Raw genomic sequence first — 18,156 nt, forward strand, 5'->3', positions numbered from 1 at the left:
CGACGGAAACGCATATTACTGAAAATAGCGATCCTTCATGAAAGGCATATGGCCGACCAGCCATCCAAGCATGCCCCGAACCACGCATCGTGCGCACAGGGAGCAGTGCGCACGATGTACAAAAAACTGTTACATCAGGGAGTTGTTCACGCAGAAAAATGAACGCGAGAAAGGGGAATAGCATACTCCGAGCGTATCGACTCTTAAACGCCAGCCTGGCGGCGGGCAGTTAAGCTCTTTCACCTCAGCGATTGCGCTAGCCCGGTTCGCCACGTGGGATGGAGCGGCTGCCAGCCATACTCCTTCCGGGCTTTGGCGTTGGATGCGCCGCGCTCGCCGCGCTTGCTCCCTGCTTGATAGGCTGGAGCTGGTGCTTGCAGCGCATCGGCATACACCGGCAGCCATGCCGTTCCCGCAGCAGGCTCATCGTCAACGATGTTGACCGGACCTGACGGCCAGTCCAATGCCAGCAGAGCGGCAATCGCCGCATCCTCGACATGGAGAAAGGACTGAACGCCATCCGTTGCCGGCAGAGCTCGACTTCGTACTTTTTCCGCCATGATTCCGTTGGCGTCGTACCACGTGCCGGGACCGTAGAACATTCCGTACCTTAGAATGACGTGGCTCGGCATTTGGGCAACGGCATGCTCCAGCGATACGATACCGTCTATCGTCGACTTGCGAGGCGCAGGCGCCTGAACATCCAGGGGGGCGTCTTCGGTGGCGGGATGCTCTCCCGGCTCGTACGCCCAAGCAATGCTCTGGGCAATCATTCGCTTAACGCCATGGATTTGGGCGGCTTCCACCAAATGACGCGTCCCCTCTATCCGAATTCTGGCATTATCCTCCAGATTCCATCGGCTTAACGAAGTAAGCTGATGGATAATGACATCCGGCCGGATCTCCCCGATTGCGGCGATCATTCCTTCGCGGTCAAAAGCATCCGCAACGATCCCTCTTGCTCCCCAGGATTCGATCAACCCTTTACCCTGATTATTGCGGGTCATGCCTGTAACCTTATGACCGGCTTGCACCAGCTTGGGAAGCAGCTGCTGGCCGATGACTCCCGTAGAGCCTGCAACAAATATGTTCATATAAACTGACAACCTCCTGTTTGTTAGATATAAAATGAATGGAACCCTTCCCCTTCGAGAGTGAAAGACATTAAGGGGTCCTGGTCCTGTCGGAAATTGGAATTGCAGTTCCATCTTAGCATGATGGATAAGCATCCTTAAGGGCCACTTTTCATCGGGCAGATCGTGCCAATTCATCCCCGGCGCAGATGATCAACACGGTTAACCCGGAAGCAGCCAAAGCGAGTCAAGCGCACTACAAACTCTTTTTAGCCAAGCCGGGTGGATCCTCGCCGTATTCGCATAACACAAAAACGCACCACATAAAAGTGGCGCGTTCACTTGAGAATAATAGCCGGTTCCCGTCCATTTACTCTTCTTCTGTTACATCACGTATCGACGCATTCGTAGCGCTGCGCTGCTGCCGGCATTCCGGTTGATTGCATACGCCATAAAAGGTCGCGATTCGATTCGTATCCACCGTATCGATTAGAGCGTTGCAATGTCTGCATAGGATGACACCCATATTCACCTTTTTAACGGAATGGTTCATGCTTCACTCATCCTCTCTTGGTATCAGATTTGTGTTCAGAACTTCCCAGCCATGTGCTTCCTGCTTACCTACAGACCGAACCTCCATTTCCGCTTCTTCTCTTTGGGTTCGATTCACCTCCAATTAAGCATGTTAAATATGAATCGGTTGTAATTAATGTACACCATAAATATATAATACACAATATATATTCAAAAAAATAGTTATTTCCATTATATATGACGTCATATTAAACAAACTATCGTTCCGTGTCTCCCCAGTGTCCATCATGCCTTGTGGAGGGGATTTGTCGCAGTCATTGAGTTTTTAATCGCTTGTGCTGGTTGGGATACTTCACCTCACCCCTTTATACAAATGAGCTCGTACAGAGGTACCGAAAGATAATGTCCCTCTGATATCCGCAAGGCGGCTTATAGTGTAGTGAAACCAATAAAAAAGCCCCATGATTTAGCCAGCATTGCATCGGCTTCTCATCAGGGACATTTTTTCATGGTCGATATAGACTGATGTAATTAGGATCCGAATATCGGTATCCCTTCAATCATGAGAACAATACCTATTGCTAAACCCGCAAAACACAAGTTATACTAGCCAACATAAGGACGTGAAGAACACGCCGCTTCTATGCAAAGTGCCCCAATGAAGGATTGGGGTTGCATTGTATGGGGCGGCTTTTTTATTTTCTAGCAAAATCGCATTCCGTCTTATACTGAGGAGGGTAACTGATCATGTCACGGTTCGATCAACAATATGAGCTCTGGATACACACGAATATCCTCAATGAAAAGAATCCCCGCAGGCTCGAAATCCTTAATAAAGGCCTAGGCCATGGCACCGTCGAGTTTCTGCGTTCCGTATGGTTTCCAGCGATCGGTCATTTCAATGACTTGCATCCGGAATGGGAAGTACGCGATTTCAGCAATGGTTATCGTTATTTGGACCTTGCCTATATGCCAGGTGATGCTAGAGGAGGCATCGAAATACAAGGGTACGGACCGCATGCCCGCGATCTGGACGTCAGAAGGTTTAAGGATTTATGCCGCCGCCATTGTTTATTGGCATTGGATGGCTGGACATTCCTTCCCATAGCCTATCCCTCCATCGTCGAAGAGCCAAAGCAGTGCCAGCAGCTCATCCTATCCTTCGTCGGCAGATTCGTTGCAACCGATGTACCTGCATCATTAAGCTGGCTGGAGGCTGAAGCTGTGCGATTTGCCCGGCGACTTCTGCGCCCGATAACCCCTTTGGAGCTTGCCGCCCATCTTAGGATAAGCGACCGGCATACCCGACGAATATTGCACAAACTGGTCGAGCTCCGGATTCTGGACATCGCAAGCGGAGAACAACGAGCCCGTACCTACAAACTCCGCTTGTAAATGGTAGTAATGATGGGGGCATAATATTTATTGGAAGAAGAGGCGCAATATTCCAACCGGGAATATGAGGACAGCAAGGAGGGGGCTTGTGAATTGGGTACCGGCCATATTGCAGATATCCAAGAGAGAATATTAGTTGCACTAAGTGGACACCAGATCCGTTATTTCGAAAAAAACAGCCACTTTATCCGAACTTCCGGACACAGGATCCGCTATTTACTCTAAACACCATGATTATCAGCCATTTTCTAAGTAATAGCGGATCTGGTGTCCTCATATAACCCAAAATTCGCCATTTAAGACCAAATAGCGGAACCTCGGTCCTCATCAGTTGCAACGGTCACCAACGCGAGCCCGTACCTACAAAATAACGGAACCTCAGTCCTCAAACCTCACTACTTCTGCCCTCCACCTGATGCTGGATCTCAATCAGCGTCTCATCCCAAAAACGCCTCATGATCTCTCGCACATAAACGTCATCCAACATCTCCTGATGGATCGCGATGGTCGTGTTTCCCGTTTTCGTGGACAGCACATAGATTTGCAGCCGGGACGGGTTGTCCCACTCCTTACGTTTCCAGGTCAGGCGCAGCTTATGGTAAGGGACGACTACCGTAATTTTGCCGGACACGCCTTCCTTTGACTCATACTCCTGCCCGACCCGCAGTTCCAGAGAAGGGACAGCTCCGATCCATAATGACAGGCCCTCTGGAGACGTGAGGAAATCCCACAAGCTCTCCTTCGTCACGGCCATCGTTTTCCTGACCCCGAACTGAACCCCGGCATCTTTCGTAACCCCGACAGGCATCCGGCCCATCAGCTGTTCGTACATCGTCGCGATCCATTCGCCCCACTCCCCGGATACCTGATGCTGCTCGACAATGTGGTTTCTGATCTGCTCATGGGACCAGAGCGGGTCCACTTCCTGCCCAAGGGCTACGACCCATGCTTCCCACGAACGTTCCGTTGCCTTTATCACTTCTTGTTTAAAAATGGAGCCAACCATCGCGCGCTCTCCTCCTGATACGATCTGATGGAGTTCATTATATAACACAAACACTGACAAAGAAGGTCAGTGTTTATCATCAGCTTTGATAATATTTGAATAACGACTCGGCAATATCGGCCAAACCTGATTTCAGCTCCTCGGGCCCGACGATGCGAATCTTACCGCCGAAGGATAGAAGATAGTAGGCAACTTGCGTATACAACGTAGACTCATCCAGTCTAAATACCGCCTCTTCCGCCGTACGTTCGACGAGCGCGTGGCCGAGCAGCCAATGCCCGCATAAATCGTCCAAAGCTTGGGGGATGCCTTGGATATGCACGGAAACCAAATGGGGATTGGATTCAGAGCCTTGCTCCGTCAACAGGCTGTCCAATAAAAATTCACGCGGGGAAAATGTCGCCGGGCGGTCAAACACGACGTCGGTAGGCCGAATCTGGCCCATGCGGTCGACACGGAAGGAGCGAATTTCACCGCGCAGATGGCAATAGCCAACCGCATACCATTTGCTCTTCCAGTGAACGAGCCCATAAGGATCTAAGGTCCGTGTCTGCTTAACGCCATCATAGCCTGTTGTGTAATCGATCTCGAGACTGGTTTGCCGGTCGATCCCGGCTTCGATCTCATGCAGTATGGAGGTAAGCCCGGAAGCTGCAGGCGGATGGATGGCCTCGATGCTGTTCTCCTGTTGCTCCAAACGCTTCAACTGCTCCGGATTCGTATATCGTTTGATTTTGGATATGGCCCGATTCAGCGGCTCTTCGGATGGATACCCCGCTTCCCGTGCGAATGCTGCTGCATGAAGAAGCGCTTTTTGCTCATCGGCATCAAAAAACAAGGGCTCCAGCTTGATATGATCCGGAATGGAGTACCCTCCGTCGCGTCCCATCTCCGAAATGACAGGCACTCCCGAAATGCAGAGGGCATCGATATTCCGGTAAATCGTTCGGATGTGAACGCCCAGTTCCTCCGATAGCTGTTTTGCCGAAATTCTTTTGCGCGATTTCAGCAGCCAAAGAATTGCCAGCATATTATCCGCTTTGGACATCGTGTGCAGCCGTCCTTCCCTTGGAATTCCTTCGTTTGCCGTTTGTTCTATTATATCTCACTTCCTTAGAAGGTTTGGAGATATTCTTCCTGCTGCTGCGCTCTGACGTTGTCCAGCGCTCCCAATGAGAAAAGCCGACCCGCTGCAGGATCGGCCTGATTTTGTACATCGTGCACACTACTCCCACGCGCACGGTACGTGGTCAGGGGCATGCTTGGATAGCTGTCGACTAGATGTAACGGAAAGATGATGCCCTGCTTCATCGGCTGTCATACTTCATGCGCATCGTGAACGACGACGGTTCCTGCTTCATCTGCTGTCACTCTCATGCGCACCGTGAATAACGACGTTTCCTCATTCATCGGCTGTCATACTTCATGCGCATCGCGAAGTCAACTTTTCTTTCCTCAATGATCATGCCCCACCGTGATGACAACACTGCCCCTCTTACGTCCTGTATCCGCGTATCGGTGTGCCTCGGCGATTTGCTCCAATGCATACCTTCTATCGATGACCGGTTTGATCTTCCCTTCCCCAAGCAGATCCGTAAGCCGTCGCAAATCCTCCATCAGCACCTTGGCTACTCCCTGCCCTTCTACCGTTACATAACTCCCGCCCGCGGCAAGCAAATGCTTGCAACGGGATTTCGGCAGTTTGCCGACCGCGTCCAGAATGATGTCGTACCGATCCCCGCTTTTCGAAATATCCTCTTGGGTATAATCCACGACTTGGTCGGCTCCGAGCGACTTCACCAGCTCTACATTCACGGTGCTGCAAACGCCGGTAACCACGGTTCCCGCATGTTTGGCAAGCTGTACGGCTAAATTCCCCACCGCGCCGGATGCACCATAGATCAGAACCTTGTGCCCCTGCCGGATGTTCGCTTTTCTAAAAAAATGCAGGGCCGTCGTCCCTCCGAAAAAGATCGCGGCCGCATCGTCATAAGTCACGTGCTCCGGCTTCATTACGATCATCCCGTCTTCGTGCATACAGATGTACTGCGCATACGTGCCAAATCGCATTCCCCTGAATGCCAGAACCTGATCGCCGATCTTGAACCGTGTAACATCCTGGCCTATCGCTTCCACTTCCCCCGCTAGCTCCACCCCAAGTATCGGTTGTCTTGGCTTCCTCAGACCCAGCACCAATCGCATGGGAATTTTATACAATAGAGGACTACGAAATCCTCGCACGCGGCAATCCCCCGAATTGACGGTAGTGGCATAAATTTTGATCCGAACTTCGTGATCCTTAGGAATAGGCTTCGCTACCTCCTGGAGCTGTAACACCTCCGGTGGTCCGTATGCGGTGCATACCATTGCTTTCATGGGTTTCCTCCAAACCTGCTTTTGCAATCAGTATATCTGCCGAGACGCACCGGGATATAGATACTTTAGTATGGTTTTCGAATAAAATACGGTATTCAAACCGGGCTGTCACCTATAGCAAGCCCAACTCGCGGGCACGCGCAACAGCTTCGGTACGGCGGGTAGCCTGGAGTTTATCGAATATGATCCGGTTATGCCCTTTGACGGTACTAAGCGCAACAAAAAGCTTTTCGCTGATCTGGCGATTGGAAAGTCCTTGGGCAATGAGACGCAGCACCTCCAATTCCCGCCGGCTCAGGGGCTCGATCAGAGACTCTGCAAGCTGAAGCTGGCTTGGAGAGGACTTGCCCGCGCTTTTCAGTCCTTCCATCTCAAAAGCATGCAGCAGCTTCTCCAGATAATCATGCATCGGTTGGGTTCCGGTTGCCTCTCGTATCGGTTGGCTGGCAGATGCTGCTCTGAGCAGCTCCTGCATCGGCGGCCCTTCATCGATGAATAACCGGATAAAACCGCCGGGCTCGGCCATCACCACAGCATTTGCGGCGATCCGGGCAGCTTTCAGCCTATCGCCCTGGGCATGCAGAGCCAGGGCCAGCACAACCATGACCTTGAGCTGCTCGTCGGCCCATTCCTTAGCTTCCATCTGCGCCCGCAAGGGTTCGATGATCGCCAGGGCGGCCCCCGCGTGCCCTTTAGCCAACAAAACTCTGGCCTGGCTGAGACGGAGCCCATGCTCCTGCGCCAGCTGGGAGGCTTCACCGAAATTACCTTGTTGAAGCAGGACAAGCACCTGAGCTTCGGCAATGAAGGGCAGCTGACTCATGAACTGCTGCTGACGCCCGAGGCGATCCGCTTTAGCTAACATGGCGGCTGCTTCCCTCACTTCTCCTCGCGATAGCTTCAGCCTCGCTAGAAACACCTCGCAAGCCACGGCTCTGTCGGTTTGATCAAACTGCGCGGCTAATTGAAGGGCCTTCAGCCCATGCCGTTCAGCGGCATCGAGATCGTTCCACTCACTGCAGATTCGGGCCAGGCCCAAATGCGCTTCGCATGCTGCCGGCGGCGGAGGGTCACCCGCCAACTCCAGAACGCGTCGATAGGTCACGGCCGCTGCATATAATTGATTATCCGTTTCCTGAAGAAGTCCGAGTCCTAGCGTTGCCATCATGGCGATCATGAAATGTCCGATCTTCTGACTGATGGCAACGGCCTCATGATAAGCTTGCCCTGCCGCGGCACGATCGCCCTGGAGCTGGTAAGCGTATCCCAGCGTCCACATCGCGGCCGTGCGGACAGGCAGATTATGCGGACTTAAATATTCCAAGGCCCGTCGCGATTCCGTCATGATGACTTCCGGCTGATGCTTGCTGACGGCAAGCGTGGCACGTATGGAGGCAATATGTCCGATAAGATCCCGGATATTGCCGTCCTCCCCGGCTTGCAGATGAACCTCGGCAGCTTGAAGTTTATGTTCGACGCCGTTCATTTGGCCGACCATCAGGAGAGCGGAGGCATGCATGACATAAAGCGCGGGCCTTGCGTCCAATTCCGCCTTCGGCAGGGAATCCAGCCAATCGAGCACAGGGTGGATTGCTCCACGGAAGACCAGGGGCATCCCCTCCCCTTCAATCAGACGCGCGGCCCGATCCACATCCTTCGCGGCAATCGCATGCTGGAAAGCTTCCAGCAGAAGCTCATGTCGTTCATGCCAGTCGCTGGCACGGCGATGCAAGTCGGACACATCCCTCTTCCCGCCAACCGCAGAGACACCCTTTCGGGACAAACGCTGCCGCAGCGCATCCAAGAACAAGTGATGATACCGGTACCAGCGCCTCTCGTTATCTAGCGGAACGATAAACAAGTTGGCCCTCTCCAGGTACTCCAAGGTTTCTTGTCCGGAAACGGCGGTCACCGGGGAATCGCCGGCTTCCCCCTGTAGCACGTATTCGCACAAGGAACCGCACATCCGGTCGAGAAAGGAGGTGCGCAGCAAAAAATCCTGCACGCTCTCAGGCTGCTGCTGCAGCGCTTCTTCAATCAGATAGTCCAGCACGTAATGGTGACTGCCGCTGAAGGATCGAATGAAGCTGGCAGCGTCTGGATGGCCCTGCAAGGACAGCGCCGCTAACTGCAGGCCGGCGATCCAGCCTTCCGTACGGGATTCAAGAAGCGCCGCATCCTCCCTTGACAGGTCCAGCCCCATCACCTGCCACATGAATTCGGAGGTTTCAGTGGAGGTGAACCGCAAATCCGGTGTCCGCACTTCCGTCAGCTGGTTCCTAGAACGGAGCCGGGCCACGGGCAGATCGGGATCCTTGCGGCTGGCAATAACCACATGCATCTGCGGCGGCATGTGCTCAATGAGAAAGCCAAGGGCGCGGTCTATCGGTTTGGAATCAAGCACGTGGTAATCATCCAGCACGAGAATGAAACGGTCCGGCTTGGCCGTGATTTGATTCAGCATGGCCATAACGATGGCTTCGACCGGCAGAGGATGCGGTGACGGCGCGTGGAGTGTACTCACCATCCTCTCTCCGACATCAACCCCGATGGTTTGCAGGGCAGCCAAGAGGTAAGTTAAAAATCTGGATGGCTCCCGGTCCCCCTTATCCAATGACAGCCAGGCGACGGGCTGCGGGCAGCCCCCGATCCATTGGCTGAGCAGCGTGGTTTTGCCGCAGCCAGCAGAGGCGGAAATCATGGTCATCTTCCGGTGCTGACGCAGCCCCTCGTTCAAACGTTCGATCAGCCTGGGACGAAGGACAGCCTGGGACCGGGGAGAAGGAATATATAATTTCGTGGACAAAATCGTCGTGGACATCATAACCCCCGATATGCCGTCATTGCAGCAGTTTTCAACTTATTGTTTACTATGTTTAAGTGTTCGACGGATGCAGGGTTTTCCCTCTTATGCGCTACATCCGCCCGCTGCAGTCGAACCGGAAGCATGATTGGAAGGATTAGGCATGCGATGAAAGATTTTATAATTAGAGCGCTTTAACAGGAGTCCGATTCAAAGGCGAGGTGATAGGCGTTAAGAGAGAACAACGTAATGCAGCGATTCCGACTGAACGGTTGAAGTATCGAAATTAGTGAGAAGGTTTTATATGATGATCAAGCCATCCTTCAAGTTTGGCGGAGATACTTACGATTTCTGATAAAAGGCTGGCAGGCCACCCAAAGGTTCTTCCTTAGGCGGCCTGCTGCATGATGAATTCCTTAAGTTTTGACGCATAACCTCTCTCAGCTCACATCGTCAGAGTTACGATTTGGACATATCAACAGCGCTTCCCGGATTGTCTCGGCTACGATATCTGCTGCCGATTGCCCCGAAGTGAGCCCTCTTGTGCCTTGCCCTGCCCATAAGGACATATATTCCGGATTGCTTTGGCGATTGGCTGCATTTCGTATATCGCGGGTCACCGTATTCTGGGTAGGAAAAGGCAGCGGCTCTATGCCGCTTGCATCCCATTGCTTAATGAAGGCATTGCGGATGCCTCTCGCCGGCCGCCCTGAGAACGCTTTGGTAATGACCGTGCTCTCTTCCGTGCTGCGAAGCAGCGCTTGCTGGTAAACCTCATGCGCACCCGATTCGGCCGCCGTCAGAAACCGCGTACCCATCTGAACGGCTTGGGCGCCAAGAACAAGCGAGGCCACGAGTCCGCGTCCATCCATGACGCCCCCGGCGGCAATGACGGGGATCTTGACCCGGTCCACGATCTGCGGCACCAAAGCAAATGTTCCGATTTGGGCCCCCATCGGGTGATCCGAAATATCAAATGTGCCTCGATGTCCCCCCGCTTCGCTGCCTTGGGCAACGACGGCGTCGCAGCCTGCTTGTTCGGCCAGGATGGCTTCGCGGACCGTGGTTGCCATTGCAACCACAAGCAGCTTAGCTTCTTTCGCTTGTCGCATGAGGGGCCCATCCGGAATGCCGAATGCCGTGCTGATAACGGGCACCTTCTCTTCTAGCAGAACCGCGAATTGCTGCTCAAACCAATCGGGCGTTGTTACGTGATCCGACCCCGCATGGGGAATGCCAAGGTCGCCGCGCATCCGGTTTAACTCCTGTTGAACATCTTCGATTCGCTCCTGGCGATCCGAGGCCCGGGACGCAAAAAGATTGACGGCAAAAGGTTGATCCGTCCGCTTGCGGATTTCCTGGATGCTATCGCGAATGGCAGCCGGCTCCATGTAAGCCGCACCCAGCGTACCGAGCCCGCCAGCGTTGGATACGGCGGCGACCAGCTCAACGGTTGTCGGTCCCCCGGCCATTCCAGCCAGTATAAGCGGATAGCGGATGCCAAACCGATCGCACAGCTCGGTCTGCAGTTGAATGTTCATGATATCATCTACCTCCTTTAACGCTAAGGATATTATCCTATTAAAAGAGGGAAACTTTCAAATAAAAGAAAAACGTCAATCGACGAACCCTCTCGAAGACAGACCGCTTATAGCAAATGTTTACTGGCGAGATCAGGAGGGTAAGCCTCGGAAGTTATTCTTTCGCAGCTCTAGTAAAAAGGCCAACCAGAAGACTCTGGCTAACCTGATCATACGAAAGCCGCTAAGCACATGAAACGTGTTTAGCGGCTTTTGCGGGTGCGTTCGTCCGGGGAGACCCTTTTCCCTGATAGTAACTCTTCTAGGACATTTTCACCAAACTGTAGTTTTTCTTGCCCTTGCGAATGATGATAAACCGGCCGCCAATCGCCTGGTCGGCAGTCACCTCGTGGTCCAAATCGCTGACGCGCTCGCCGTTCATCGAGATCGCGCCTTTGGTGATATCCTCACGGGCTTGACGCTTGGAAGGCTCGATGCCCAGATCCACTAGCCAATCGACGATATTCTTCGTTTCCGGCGTTGCTTCGAATGTCGGCATCTCCTTAAAGCCCTGCTCGATCTCATCGGCCGTGAGCGATTTAATATCGCCGCTGAACAGAGCCGCCGTGATGCGCTTGGCCTGCTCCAGCATCTCCTCGCCGTGCACGAATCTCGTCATTTCCTCGGCCAGCGTTTTTTGCGCTTCGCGTTTATGCGGCTCGCTCTGCACCTTTTCGGCCAGCTCGTCAATTTGTTCCTTGGTCAGGAAGGTGAAGTATTTCAAGTATTTGACGACGTCGCGGTCGTCGGTGTTCGCCCAGAACTGGTAGAACTCGAACGGCGTCGTTTTGTTCGGGTCAAGCCAGATCGCGCCGCCGGCCGTTTTGCCGAACTTCGTGCCGTCGGCCTTCAGCATGAGCGGTATGGTCAGGCCAAAGGCTTTGGCTTCGGGTCCTTCCTTCTTCCGGATCAAATCCAGTCCGCTTGTAATGTTGCCCCATTGGTCCGATCCGCCGATTTGCAGCTGCACGTCCTCATGCTGGTACAGATGCAGGTAATCGACCGACTGCAGGATTTGGTATGAGAATTCCGTAAACGAAATCCCGCTGTCAAGCCGGCTCGCAACCACGTCCTTCGCCAGCATCGAGTTGATGCTGAAGTTCTTCCCGTAATCGCGCAGGAATTCGATAATGTTGATCTTATGCGTCCAGTCGTAATTGTTGACCATGCGGATTTGATTGTCGCCCTCCGTCACGAAGAGCTTTTTCATTTGTCCGGTCAGCGCGTCCACGTTAGCTTGAACCTGCTCCAGCGTCTGCAGGGAGCGCTCGGTTTGACGTCCGCTTGGATCCCCGATGGTGCCGGTTGCGCCCCCGATCAGAATGACCGGTCGATGGCCGGCAAGCTGGAAGCGTTTGAGCATGATGAAGGGAATCAGGTGACCGATATGCATGCTGTCGCCCGTAGGATCCACGCCGCAGTACAGCGAAATCGACTTTTCATTCGTAAGCTCCCGGAGGCCTTCGGCATCCGTCTGTTGGTTGATCGCATCGCGCCATTCCAGTTCGTCGATAATATTCACAGCGTTAACACTCCTTCAATACATAATTTTTCCTTATAACGAAACGCCCATCTGTTGAAAAAACAAAAAATCGCCCCTTGTCTGTTACAGACATAGGGACGATTAATAACCGTGTTACCACCCAGATTGCACGAATGGTCTGCAACGCTTGCCGCGCGCCATTCATGCCGCTCATTAGACGAGGTATCGTTCGCCGTTTCCGCTCGGCATTACCCGAGATACTCCAGAGTGTAATTCGCTGCGTTGGTTTGTACCGGGTTCCATCGCCCCCCGGCTTTCTAGAACAGGGACCAAGCTGCTACTGGGCTCTTTCAACGTATGTCGCTTATAAGATTACAGACAGTATAGTGAATTAATAAATCGATGTCAACTCCGTTTTGGACGGATGTCCTGCTTCCCCCGGCAGCATGGGTAAATATCGCGGGAGGAGTCCCAGGATATCAGGTGCGGCGCATGTATGCACGAACCGTGATCGGAGCAAAGATCGCCACGATGACCGCGGCGCCGACCAAGGATATCGTCAGATCCCAGCCCACGGTTCCGGCGTTCGTTAGATCCCGGACAGCCGTCACCAGATGCGATATCGGGTTGATGTTCACGAACCACTGCAGCCAGCCCGGCATCGTATCCACCGGCACGAACGCATTGGAGAGAAACGTGAGCGGAAACAGCACGATCATCGATATCCCCTGCACGCCGGAGGCGGATCTTGCAATCACGCCGCAGAAAGCAAAGATCCAGCTAATGGCCCATGAGCACAAAATGACGACCAACCCCGCAAGAGCAACATATCCCAAGCCGCCCTCGGGCCGATATCCCATAATGTATCCCATCGTAAAGGTAAGCACCGTTGCAATGGTATAACGAATCGTATCTGCCAGCAGGGCACCTGCCAGCGGTGCGATGCGCGCAATCGGCAGCGATTTGAACCGGTCGAATACGCCTTTATCCATATCCTCGCGCAGCTGCACGCCTGTGACGACGGAGGTCGTAATGACGGTCTGGACAAGGATGCCGGGAATGATGACGGGCAAATAACTCGCCACGTCGCCGGAGATGGCGCCGCCAAAAATATAGGTGAACATCAGCGTGAAAATAATGGGTTGAAACGTGACGTCAAACAACTGCTCGGGCGTGCGCCGAAGCTTCAGCAGCCCGCGGTAGGCCATTGTCAATGAATTTCGGACCGTCTGACCGAAACTCGTGCGATTTTTGAGTCGACGTTCCGTCCCAGGCTGAATCATGGTGCTGCTCATATCCGTGCCACCTCTCTATCATTGGATTCATAAGCCCCTTGGGGGGCGTCTTCCTTCACGCCGTGGCCGGTGATCGTCAGGAACACCTCATCCAGGGTCGGCTTCTGCACGCTCATCTCGGATAAACCGATTCCTGCCGTGCGCAGTTCGATCAACAGGTCTGTAACAAGGCCCGCATTAGCCATCGGCGCCGTTATCTTTCCGGCTTCCGGCGATACATTGGCATGGACGCCCAGCACCTGTTCCACGGTATGGCGGGCGCGATCCATGTCCCGTGAATCCTGGACAGTCAAATGCAGTGAGGAAGTGCCTACCGACATCTTCAGTTCATCGGCCGTCCCCTCGGCCACAACCCGTCCGTAATCAATAACGGCGATCCGGTCTGCCAGTTGGTCCGCCTCCTCCAGATACTGCGTGGTCAGCAGCACCGTTGAACCGGTCTTCACCAAACGGCGGATCGTATCCCACATCTGGGAACGCGTGCGCGGGTCAAGCCCTGTCGTCGGTTCATCCAGGAAGATAAGCGGCGGCTGGGCAATGAGACTTGCCGCCAGATCCAGTCTTCTCCGCATGCCGCCGGAGAAATTTTTGAGCGGACGCTTCGCGGCTTCCGACAAACCGAATTCCTCAAGCAGCTCATCCGCCTTGCGCCGTGCCTCCGTGCGTCCCAGCCCCAACAAGCGGGAGAAGATGATCAGATTCTCCGTAGCGCTGAGCGATTCGTCCACCGACGCATATTGGCCGGTTACCCCGATCAACTGACGGACGATCTGCGATTCCGATTGCACATCGTGCCCGAAGATTCGGGCCGAACCCGCATCCGGTCTTAGCAAGGTCGCCAGCATCCGGATGGTGGTCGTCTTGCCTGCCCCATTCGGACCAAGCACACCGTAGATCGTTCCGGTGCGTACGTTCAAATCCACGCCGTCCACGGCGCGGTTATCGCCGAACGTTTTGACCAGCCCGTAAGCCTCAACGGCCAAGTCACCAGGGTTTGGCTCTATTTTCTTTTTGTATCCATGCTCCATTATGATTTCCTCCTCTTCGCTAATGGATGATGTTTGAATCGTATCACCGCTATTTAAACGGAATGTAAACCGGGGAAAGAATAGGCTGTCTGCAACAAACTTTGGCGGAATATATGAATTGCTTCAAACCCGTTTCACGACAAGCGGGCTTAGTTAGTTGATTGGTTGGAATCGCAGACAATAAAAATACCCCGTCGTTCAACGCTCTTCGCGCGATCCGGGGTATTTTAAAAATTCTGCTTGATCTCAATGTCCTTTACTTGCAGCGGCCGTCTGTTCATCCAACTCACCCGAGTTCATAACACGGTCGTCTCGTACGGGCCTTTTCAATTCCATAGCTCGGAGGAGAAGGACCACGGCCTCAGCACGGGTTACTTTTTTCTTAGGAAGAAAACTGCCATCTGGATAGCCTGTCATGACTCCCTGCTCCGACATTGCCGCCGTCGCTTCACGGGCCCATGAGGAAACGCTATCCTGATCCATAAATGCCGGCGTTCCTTCCACTGCGGATAATCCCGCCCATCGCATAACCATTACGGCCATCTGCTCACGTGTAATCGGATCATTCACTCCGAAGTACGTTGCCGTATATCCCTCGATGATCCCGTAGGCTTGGGCTGTCGCAATCATATCTTGTGCCCAATGGCCATACGTATCGGGGAAAACATGTCCGCTTCTCTCCTCCATGCTGAGGGAATGAACGAGCAGGGATACAAATTCCGCTCTGCTAATGGGACGTTCAGGTTTAAAGGAGCCGTCCAAATAACCACGAATGAAGCCGATTCGAGCCAACTGGTTAATCATGTCCTTAGCCCAATGGCCCTCAAGATCGGTGAACTCTCTCTCAGGGTTGACATCGGCTTCTTTTTTAACCGTTGTAGCAATCACCGCAAATTTGGCCAAATGATCGATTGACCCGGTCACGGTCCCCTGGTCCCAATCCACTATGATGTTCTTTAGTTCGATCCATTCGCTCGATTTTTCGTTGAGCCAATAAAGACTCACGGCATCCTCTTCATGGTTGACGGCATCGGTTCCAAATTGTAAGTTGAGGGTGACCTCTTTGTGAAAAGCTCCAGTCCAATTCTTCGTAATTTCGATCACTTGGCCGACAAACCGATCGGTTTCAGGTAATGGTAGCCCGCCAGTGTCCTGGATAACCTTAAAGTTGAGACAAAACCCCGCGTTCCAAGCACTCTTCGGTATAATGATCCTACCAATAGGAAATGGAATCGTTTTTCCTTCCGTTCCGTTTACGCATGTGTTGTCCGGCAGTTCATCTGTCCCGCCGCTCACCCCGGAGTCGTTACTTCCGCTTGAACCTCCATCCCCGCTTTTTTCAAGAACGGTGACATGAACAACTGCACGTAATTGGTCCGGGTTGATAACGCCCTCCGACAACTCCAAGGAGCCCTTGAAAATGTAGTCACCTGCTTGCCCGCCATTATACGCCGGTTCTTCATGGTCCCAAGTCACATTTGCCTTGGCAGTACCGCCATGACTTAATCTAACCTCTACCTGCTCAGGAAGAGGAATGGAGGATTTTTTAGTACCGTGGCTTACCCGGATAGCTGGAATATCGTTCACCTTGACGATAAACCTTTGCCCCACCGTTACATGGATCGTTGTCTTCATACGATCCGGATTCGCCATATCTTCCGTTAAATTCACCAAACTGCCCGTGAAGACATAGATGCCTGGGATTGCAGCCTGATAAGGATGATTCTCATCTGCGAAGCTCCATTCCACCTCAGCAGATTTCCTCAATTGACCCGGGCTCAACGTCACTTGGACCGTACCCGGCAAGCCTATTTCATCGACGGGCGTTCCGTTAGCGACAGTTAACGCATTAGGCTCCATGACGCCTGTTATCATATACGGATGAACAGTTACTTCAATCCGGGTGGTTTCGCCGTGCAACGAGACGCTAATCACCGCTTTCCCTGGAGCTTTCGCTGTAACCTGTCCCTCTTGATCAACATCAACAATAGATTCTCCCTCGCTGACAGCATAATCTGCGTTATTCGTTGCAATAAACGACGACTGTTTTTGATGATTAGCGGTCACTACCATTTGAGTACTGTCCCCAACATCCAACGCTTGGGAATCCATCGTGACAACTGTTCTTTCAAACGGATCCTCCCATTGCAGAAACGGCAGCGTCTGCCCGTTATACAGGTACCAGGTATCCTCAAAATCCCAATGATCATATATCTCATACTGCTTCATTTCGTCCCCGGGCACCGGCGTTCCGATCCCGTTGTCAGGAGGGGCCGAATTATATGCACTCGTATTCCAATAGGACGAATCCACCGAGCCATGGCTGATCCCAACCAGCCCTCCGATACCGTAGCCTGCTCCTGATATGGTTCCGGAAAAGTAAGTGTCGCTAATCATGCCCCTGTCCAAATTAACGCCAACCAAACCGCCGGAGACCTGTCGTCCATTCACGGTTCCCGCGGCATATGATGAATGAATCCGGCCGTCGTTGCGTCCTGCAAGGCCTCCAACGTTATCATCTCCAGAGACCTGCGCCGAAGCATAGGATCTGCTCATTTCACCGTCATTCTCTCCTGCCAGACCACCAACGCCGACTAAACCTGCTACCGTCCCTGAGAAAGAGGAGCCGTCAATCAGGCCGTAGTTCATTCCTGCCAAACCGCCGGAATAATGGGATCCTTCTACAGCTCCCGTCACATACACTTCTCGGATCGTGCCGTAGTTAATTCCAGCAGCCCCGCCTGAACTCTGGTGATAATAACTTCCTACGCCTATCCTCACGTCTTCAAGAATGACATTTTCAATAATTCCGCTGTCACCGACAAAACCAAACAAACCCAAGGGGCTCCAATAATGAGCACCTATCCCCAAACCGGTAATGCGATGCCCCTGCCCGTCGAATGTCCCACTGAATCTGGCCGAATCAATCCCGATTGGTTCCCAGCCACCTACCAAAGCATAGCCTGACAGATTAATATCATGAGCCAAAAGGTAATGGGCCTCAAGGTTATTTCGGACAGCGTACAACTGCTCAGCTGTCTCGATTAAGTAGGGAAACTCCAGTGAGCCGTCTCCGCCTGCAAATATGCCGAACGCCCCGATATCCGCTGTCTTTGTTTGCTTGGTGCCGTCATCCGGCCCAGCCACCTCCTCTTCCTTTCCGGCTGAGAGAGATTCGTCAGATCCGTCCTCTTCCTCCTTCGCGACTTCTCCTTCATTAGAAGGCAAAGTCACATTTCCATAATCTTCGGTTAAAGATACCGGACCTACGGGGCCTTCTGCCGATACTCCATAGACAGGCGGCATACCGAACCACATCAATACTGCCGTCAATACGAAAACCAAAAAGCTATGCTTCCGTTGTCGTTTGTTGTTCATTTTGTTCTTTCCTCCCCCGAGACGTACGGGACTAATTACGTGTTTCATGAACTCTACCCTATAGTAAATTGCTTGGTATGTTCGGGTATGTTTACGAGACACCTGTCAGCCATTTTCCATCTCTCCGTATGATTAAAGGCTTTTCACTTGCAGATGCTGAGGAGTATTGCTCCAATAACTAGTGTAATATATTAAAAAATTGGCG

At 52.8% G+C, this 18,156-nt stretch carries 13 protein-coding genes; 2 read left to right on the top strand and 11 right to left on the bottom strand.

The genetic code is table 11. The features are described 5' to 3' along the window. Window positions 1-239 precede the first annotated feature (239 nt). Window positions 240-1,094: an NAD(P)-dependent oxidoreductase gene (locus MHI43_RS24155; protein ID WP_036660051.1), complete on the bottom strand. Its 855-nt coding sequence runs from the start codon at window positions 1,092-1,094 to the stop codon at window positions 240-242. Between the two features lie 349 nt (window positions 1,095-1,443). Further along, window positions 1,444-1,626, bottom strand: coding sequence for a GapA-binding peptide SR1P (locus MHI43_RS24160; RefSeq protein WP_009591018.1), 183 nt, complete (start codon window positions 1,624-1,626; stop codon window positions 1,444-1,446). 728 nt (window positions 1,627-2,354) lie between these two features. On the opposite strand from MHI43_RS24160, the gene MHI43_RS24165 reads away from it, so the two are divergent. After that, window positions 2,355-3,002 (top strand): transcriptional regulator, encoded by a 648-nt coding sequence (locus tag MHI43_RS24165; protein ID WP_036660050.1) that lies wholly within the window; start codon window positions 2,355-2,357, stop codon window positions 3,000-3,002. A 30-nt stretch (window positions 3,003-3,032) separates the two neighbouring features. After that, the gene (locus tag MHI43_RS24170) at window positions 3,033-3,227 is read left to right on the top strand and encodes a hypothetical protein (protein ID WP_036660049.1); all 195 of its coding nucleotides are present in this window, start codon (window positions 3,033-3,035) and stop codon (window positions 3,225-3,227) included. Between the two features lie 160 nt (window positions 3,228-3,387). Here MHI43_RS24170 and MHI43_RS24175 read toward each other — a convergent pair whose 3' ends face one another. The 9 genes from MHI43_RS24175 to MHI43_RS24215 all read right to left on the bottom strand — a co-directional run bounded on the left by MHI43_RS24175 (window position 3,388) and on the right by MHI43_RS24215 (window position 17,951). After that, window positions 3,388-4,008 (bottom strand): SRPBCC domain-containing protein, encoded by a 621-nt coding sequence (locus MHI43_RS24175; RefSeq protein ID WP_015736845.1) that lies wholly within the window; start codon window positions 4,006-4,008, stop codon window positions 3,388-3,390. A gap of 79 nt (window positions 4,009-4,087) precedes the next feature. Continuing rightward, window positions 4,088-5,056 carry a YafY family protein gene (locus MHI43_RS24180; protein WP_015736846.1) on the bottom strand — a complete coding sequence of 323 codons (969 nt, stop codon included), beginning with the start codon at window positions 5,054-5,056 and terminating at the stop codon, window positions 4,088-4,090. Between the two features lie 407 nt (window positions 5,057-5,463). Further along, the gene (locus tag MHI43_RS24185; protein ID WP_015736847.1) at window positions 5,464-6,384 is read right to left on the bottom strand and encodes an NAD(P)-dependent alcohol dehydrogenase; all 921 of its coding nucleotides are present in this window, start codon (window positions 6,382-6,384) and stop codon (window positions 5,464-5,466) included. A 112-nt stretch (window positions 6,385-6,496) separates the two neighbouring features. Further along, a complete protein-coding gene (locus tag MHI43_RS24190; RefSeq protein WP_036660047.1) occupies window positions 6,497-9,205 on the bottom strand; it encodes a LuxR C-terminal-related transcriptional regulator in 2,709 nt (902 codons plus the stop codon). 422 nt (window positions 9,206-9,627) lie between these two features. Then, complete coding sequence (locus MHI43_RS24195; protein ID WP_015736849.1) at window positions 9,628-10,728, bottom strand: nitronate monooxygenase family protein; 1,101 nt, start codon at window positions 10,726-10,728, stop codon at window positions 9,628-9,630. 301 nt (window positions 10,729-11,029) lie between these two features. Next, window positions 11,030-12,289, bottom strand: coding sequence for a tyrosine--tRNA ligase (gene tyrS, locus MHI43_RS24200; protein WP_015736850.1), 1,260 nt, complete (start codon window positions 12,287-12,289; stop codon window positions 11,030-11,032). A 440-nt stretch (window positions 12,290-12,729) separates the two neighbouring features. Further along, window positions 12,730-13,545, bottom strand: a complete 816-nt coding sequence (gene tetB(58) / locus MHI43_RS24205; RefSeq protein ID WP_015736851.1) for a tetracycline efflux ABC transporter Tet(58) subunit B — start codon at window positions 13,543-13,545, stop codon at window positions 12,730-12,732. Further along, window positions 13,542-14,573 (bottom strand): tetracycline efflux ABC transporter Tet(58) subunit A, encoded by a 1,032-nt coding sequence (gene tetA(58) / locus MHI43_RS24210; protein ID WP_015736852.1) that lies wholly within the window; start codon window positions 14,571-14,573, stop codon window positions 13,542-13,544. The genes tetB(58) and tetA(58) overlap by 4 nt, the downstream gene beginning before the upstream one ends. Before the next feature lie 246 nt (window positions 14,574-14,819). After that, window positions 14,820-17,951 (bottom strand): S-layer homology domain-containing protein, encoded by a 3,132-nt coding sequence (locus MHI43_RS24215; RefSeq protein WP_036660045.1) that lies wholly within the window; start codon window positions 17,949-17,951, stop codon window positions 14,820-14,822. Window positions 17,952-18,156 lie beyond the last annotated feature (205 nt).

Origin of the sequence: Paenibacillus sp. FSL H8-0457 (genome assembly GCF_038051935.1) — a bacterium.
In the GTDB taxonomy this organism is placed as follows: domain Bacteria; phylum Bacillota; class Bacilli; order Paenibacillales; family Paenibacillaceae; genus Paenibacillus_AQ; species Paenibacillus_AQ lautus_A.

What these genes read in the sequence shown, in the direction of transcription:
- MHI43_RS24155 (WP_036660051.1), bottom strand. Translation starts at nt 1,094, where the DNA reads ATGAACATATTTGTTGCAGGCTCTACGGGAGTCATCGGCCAGCAGCTG.
- MHI43_RS24165 (WP_036660050.1), top strand. Translation starts at nt 2,355, where the DNA reads ATGTCACGGTTCGATCAACAATATGAGCTCTGGATACACACGAATATC.
- MHI43_RS24185 (WP_015736847.1), bottom strand. Translation starts at nt 6,384, where the DNA reads ATGAAAGCAATGGTATGCACCGCATACGGACCACCGGAGGTGTTACAG.
- MHI43_RS24195 (WP_015736849.1), bottom strand. Translation starts at nt 10,728, where the DNA reads ATGAACATTCAACTGCAGACCGAGCTGTGCGATCGGTTTGGCATCCGC.
- MHI43_RS24160 (WP_009591018.1), bottom strand. Translation starts at nt 1,626, where the DNA reads ATGAACCATTCCGTTAAAAAGGTGAATATGGGTGTCATCCTATGCAGA.
- MHI43_RS24190 (WP_036660047.1), bottom strand. Translation starts at nt 9,205, where the DNA reads ATGTCCACGACGATTTTGTCCACGAAATTATATATTCCTTCTCCCCGG.
- MHI43_RS24215 (WP_036660045.1), bottom strand. Translation starts at nt 17,951, where the DNA reads ATGAACAACAAACGACAACGGAAGCATAGCTTTTTGGTTTTCGTATTG.
- MHI43_RS24180 (WP_015736846.1), bottom strand. Translation starts at nt 5,056, where the DNA reads ATGTCCAAAGCGGATAATATGCTGGCAATTCTTTGGCTGCTGAAATCG.
- MHI43_RS24175 (WP_015736845.1), bottom strand. Translation starts at nt 4,008, where the DNA reads ATGGTTGGCTCCATTTTTAAACAAGAAGTGATAAAGGCAACGGAACGT.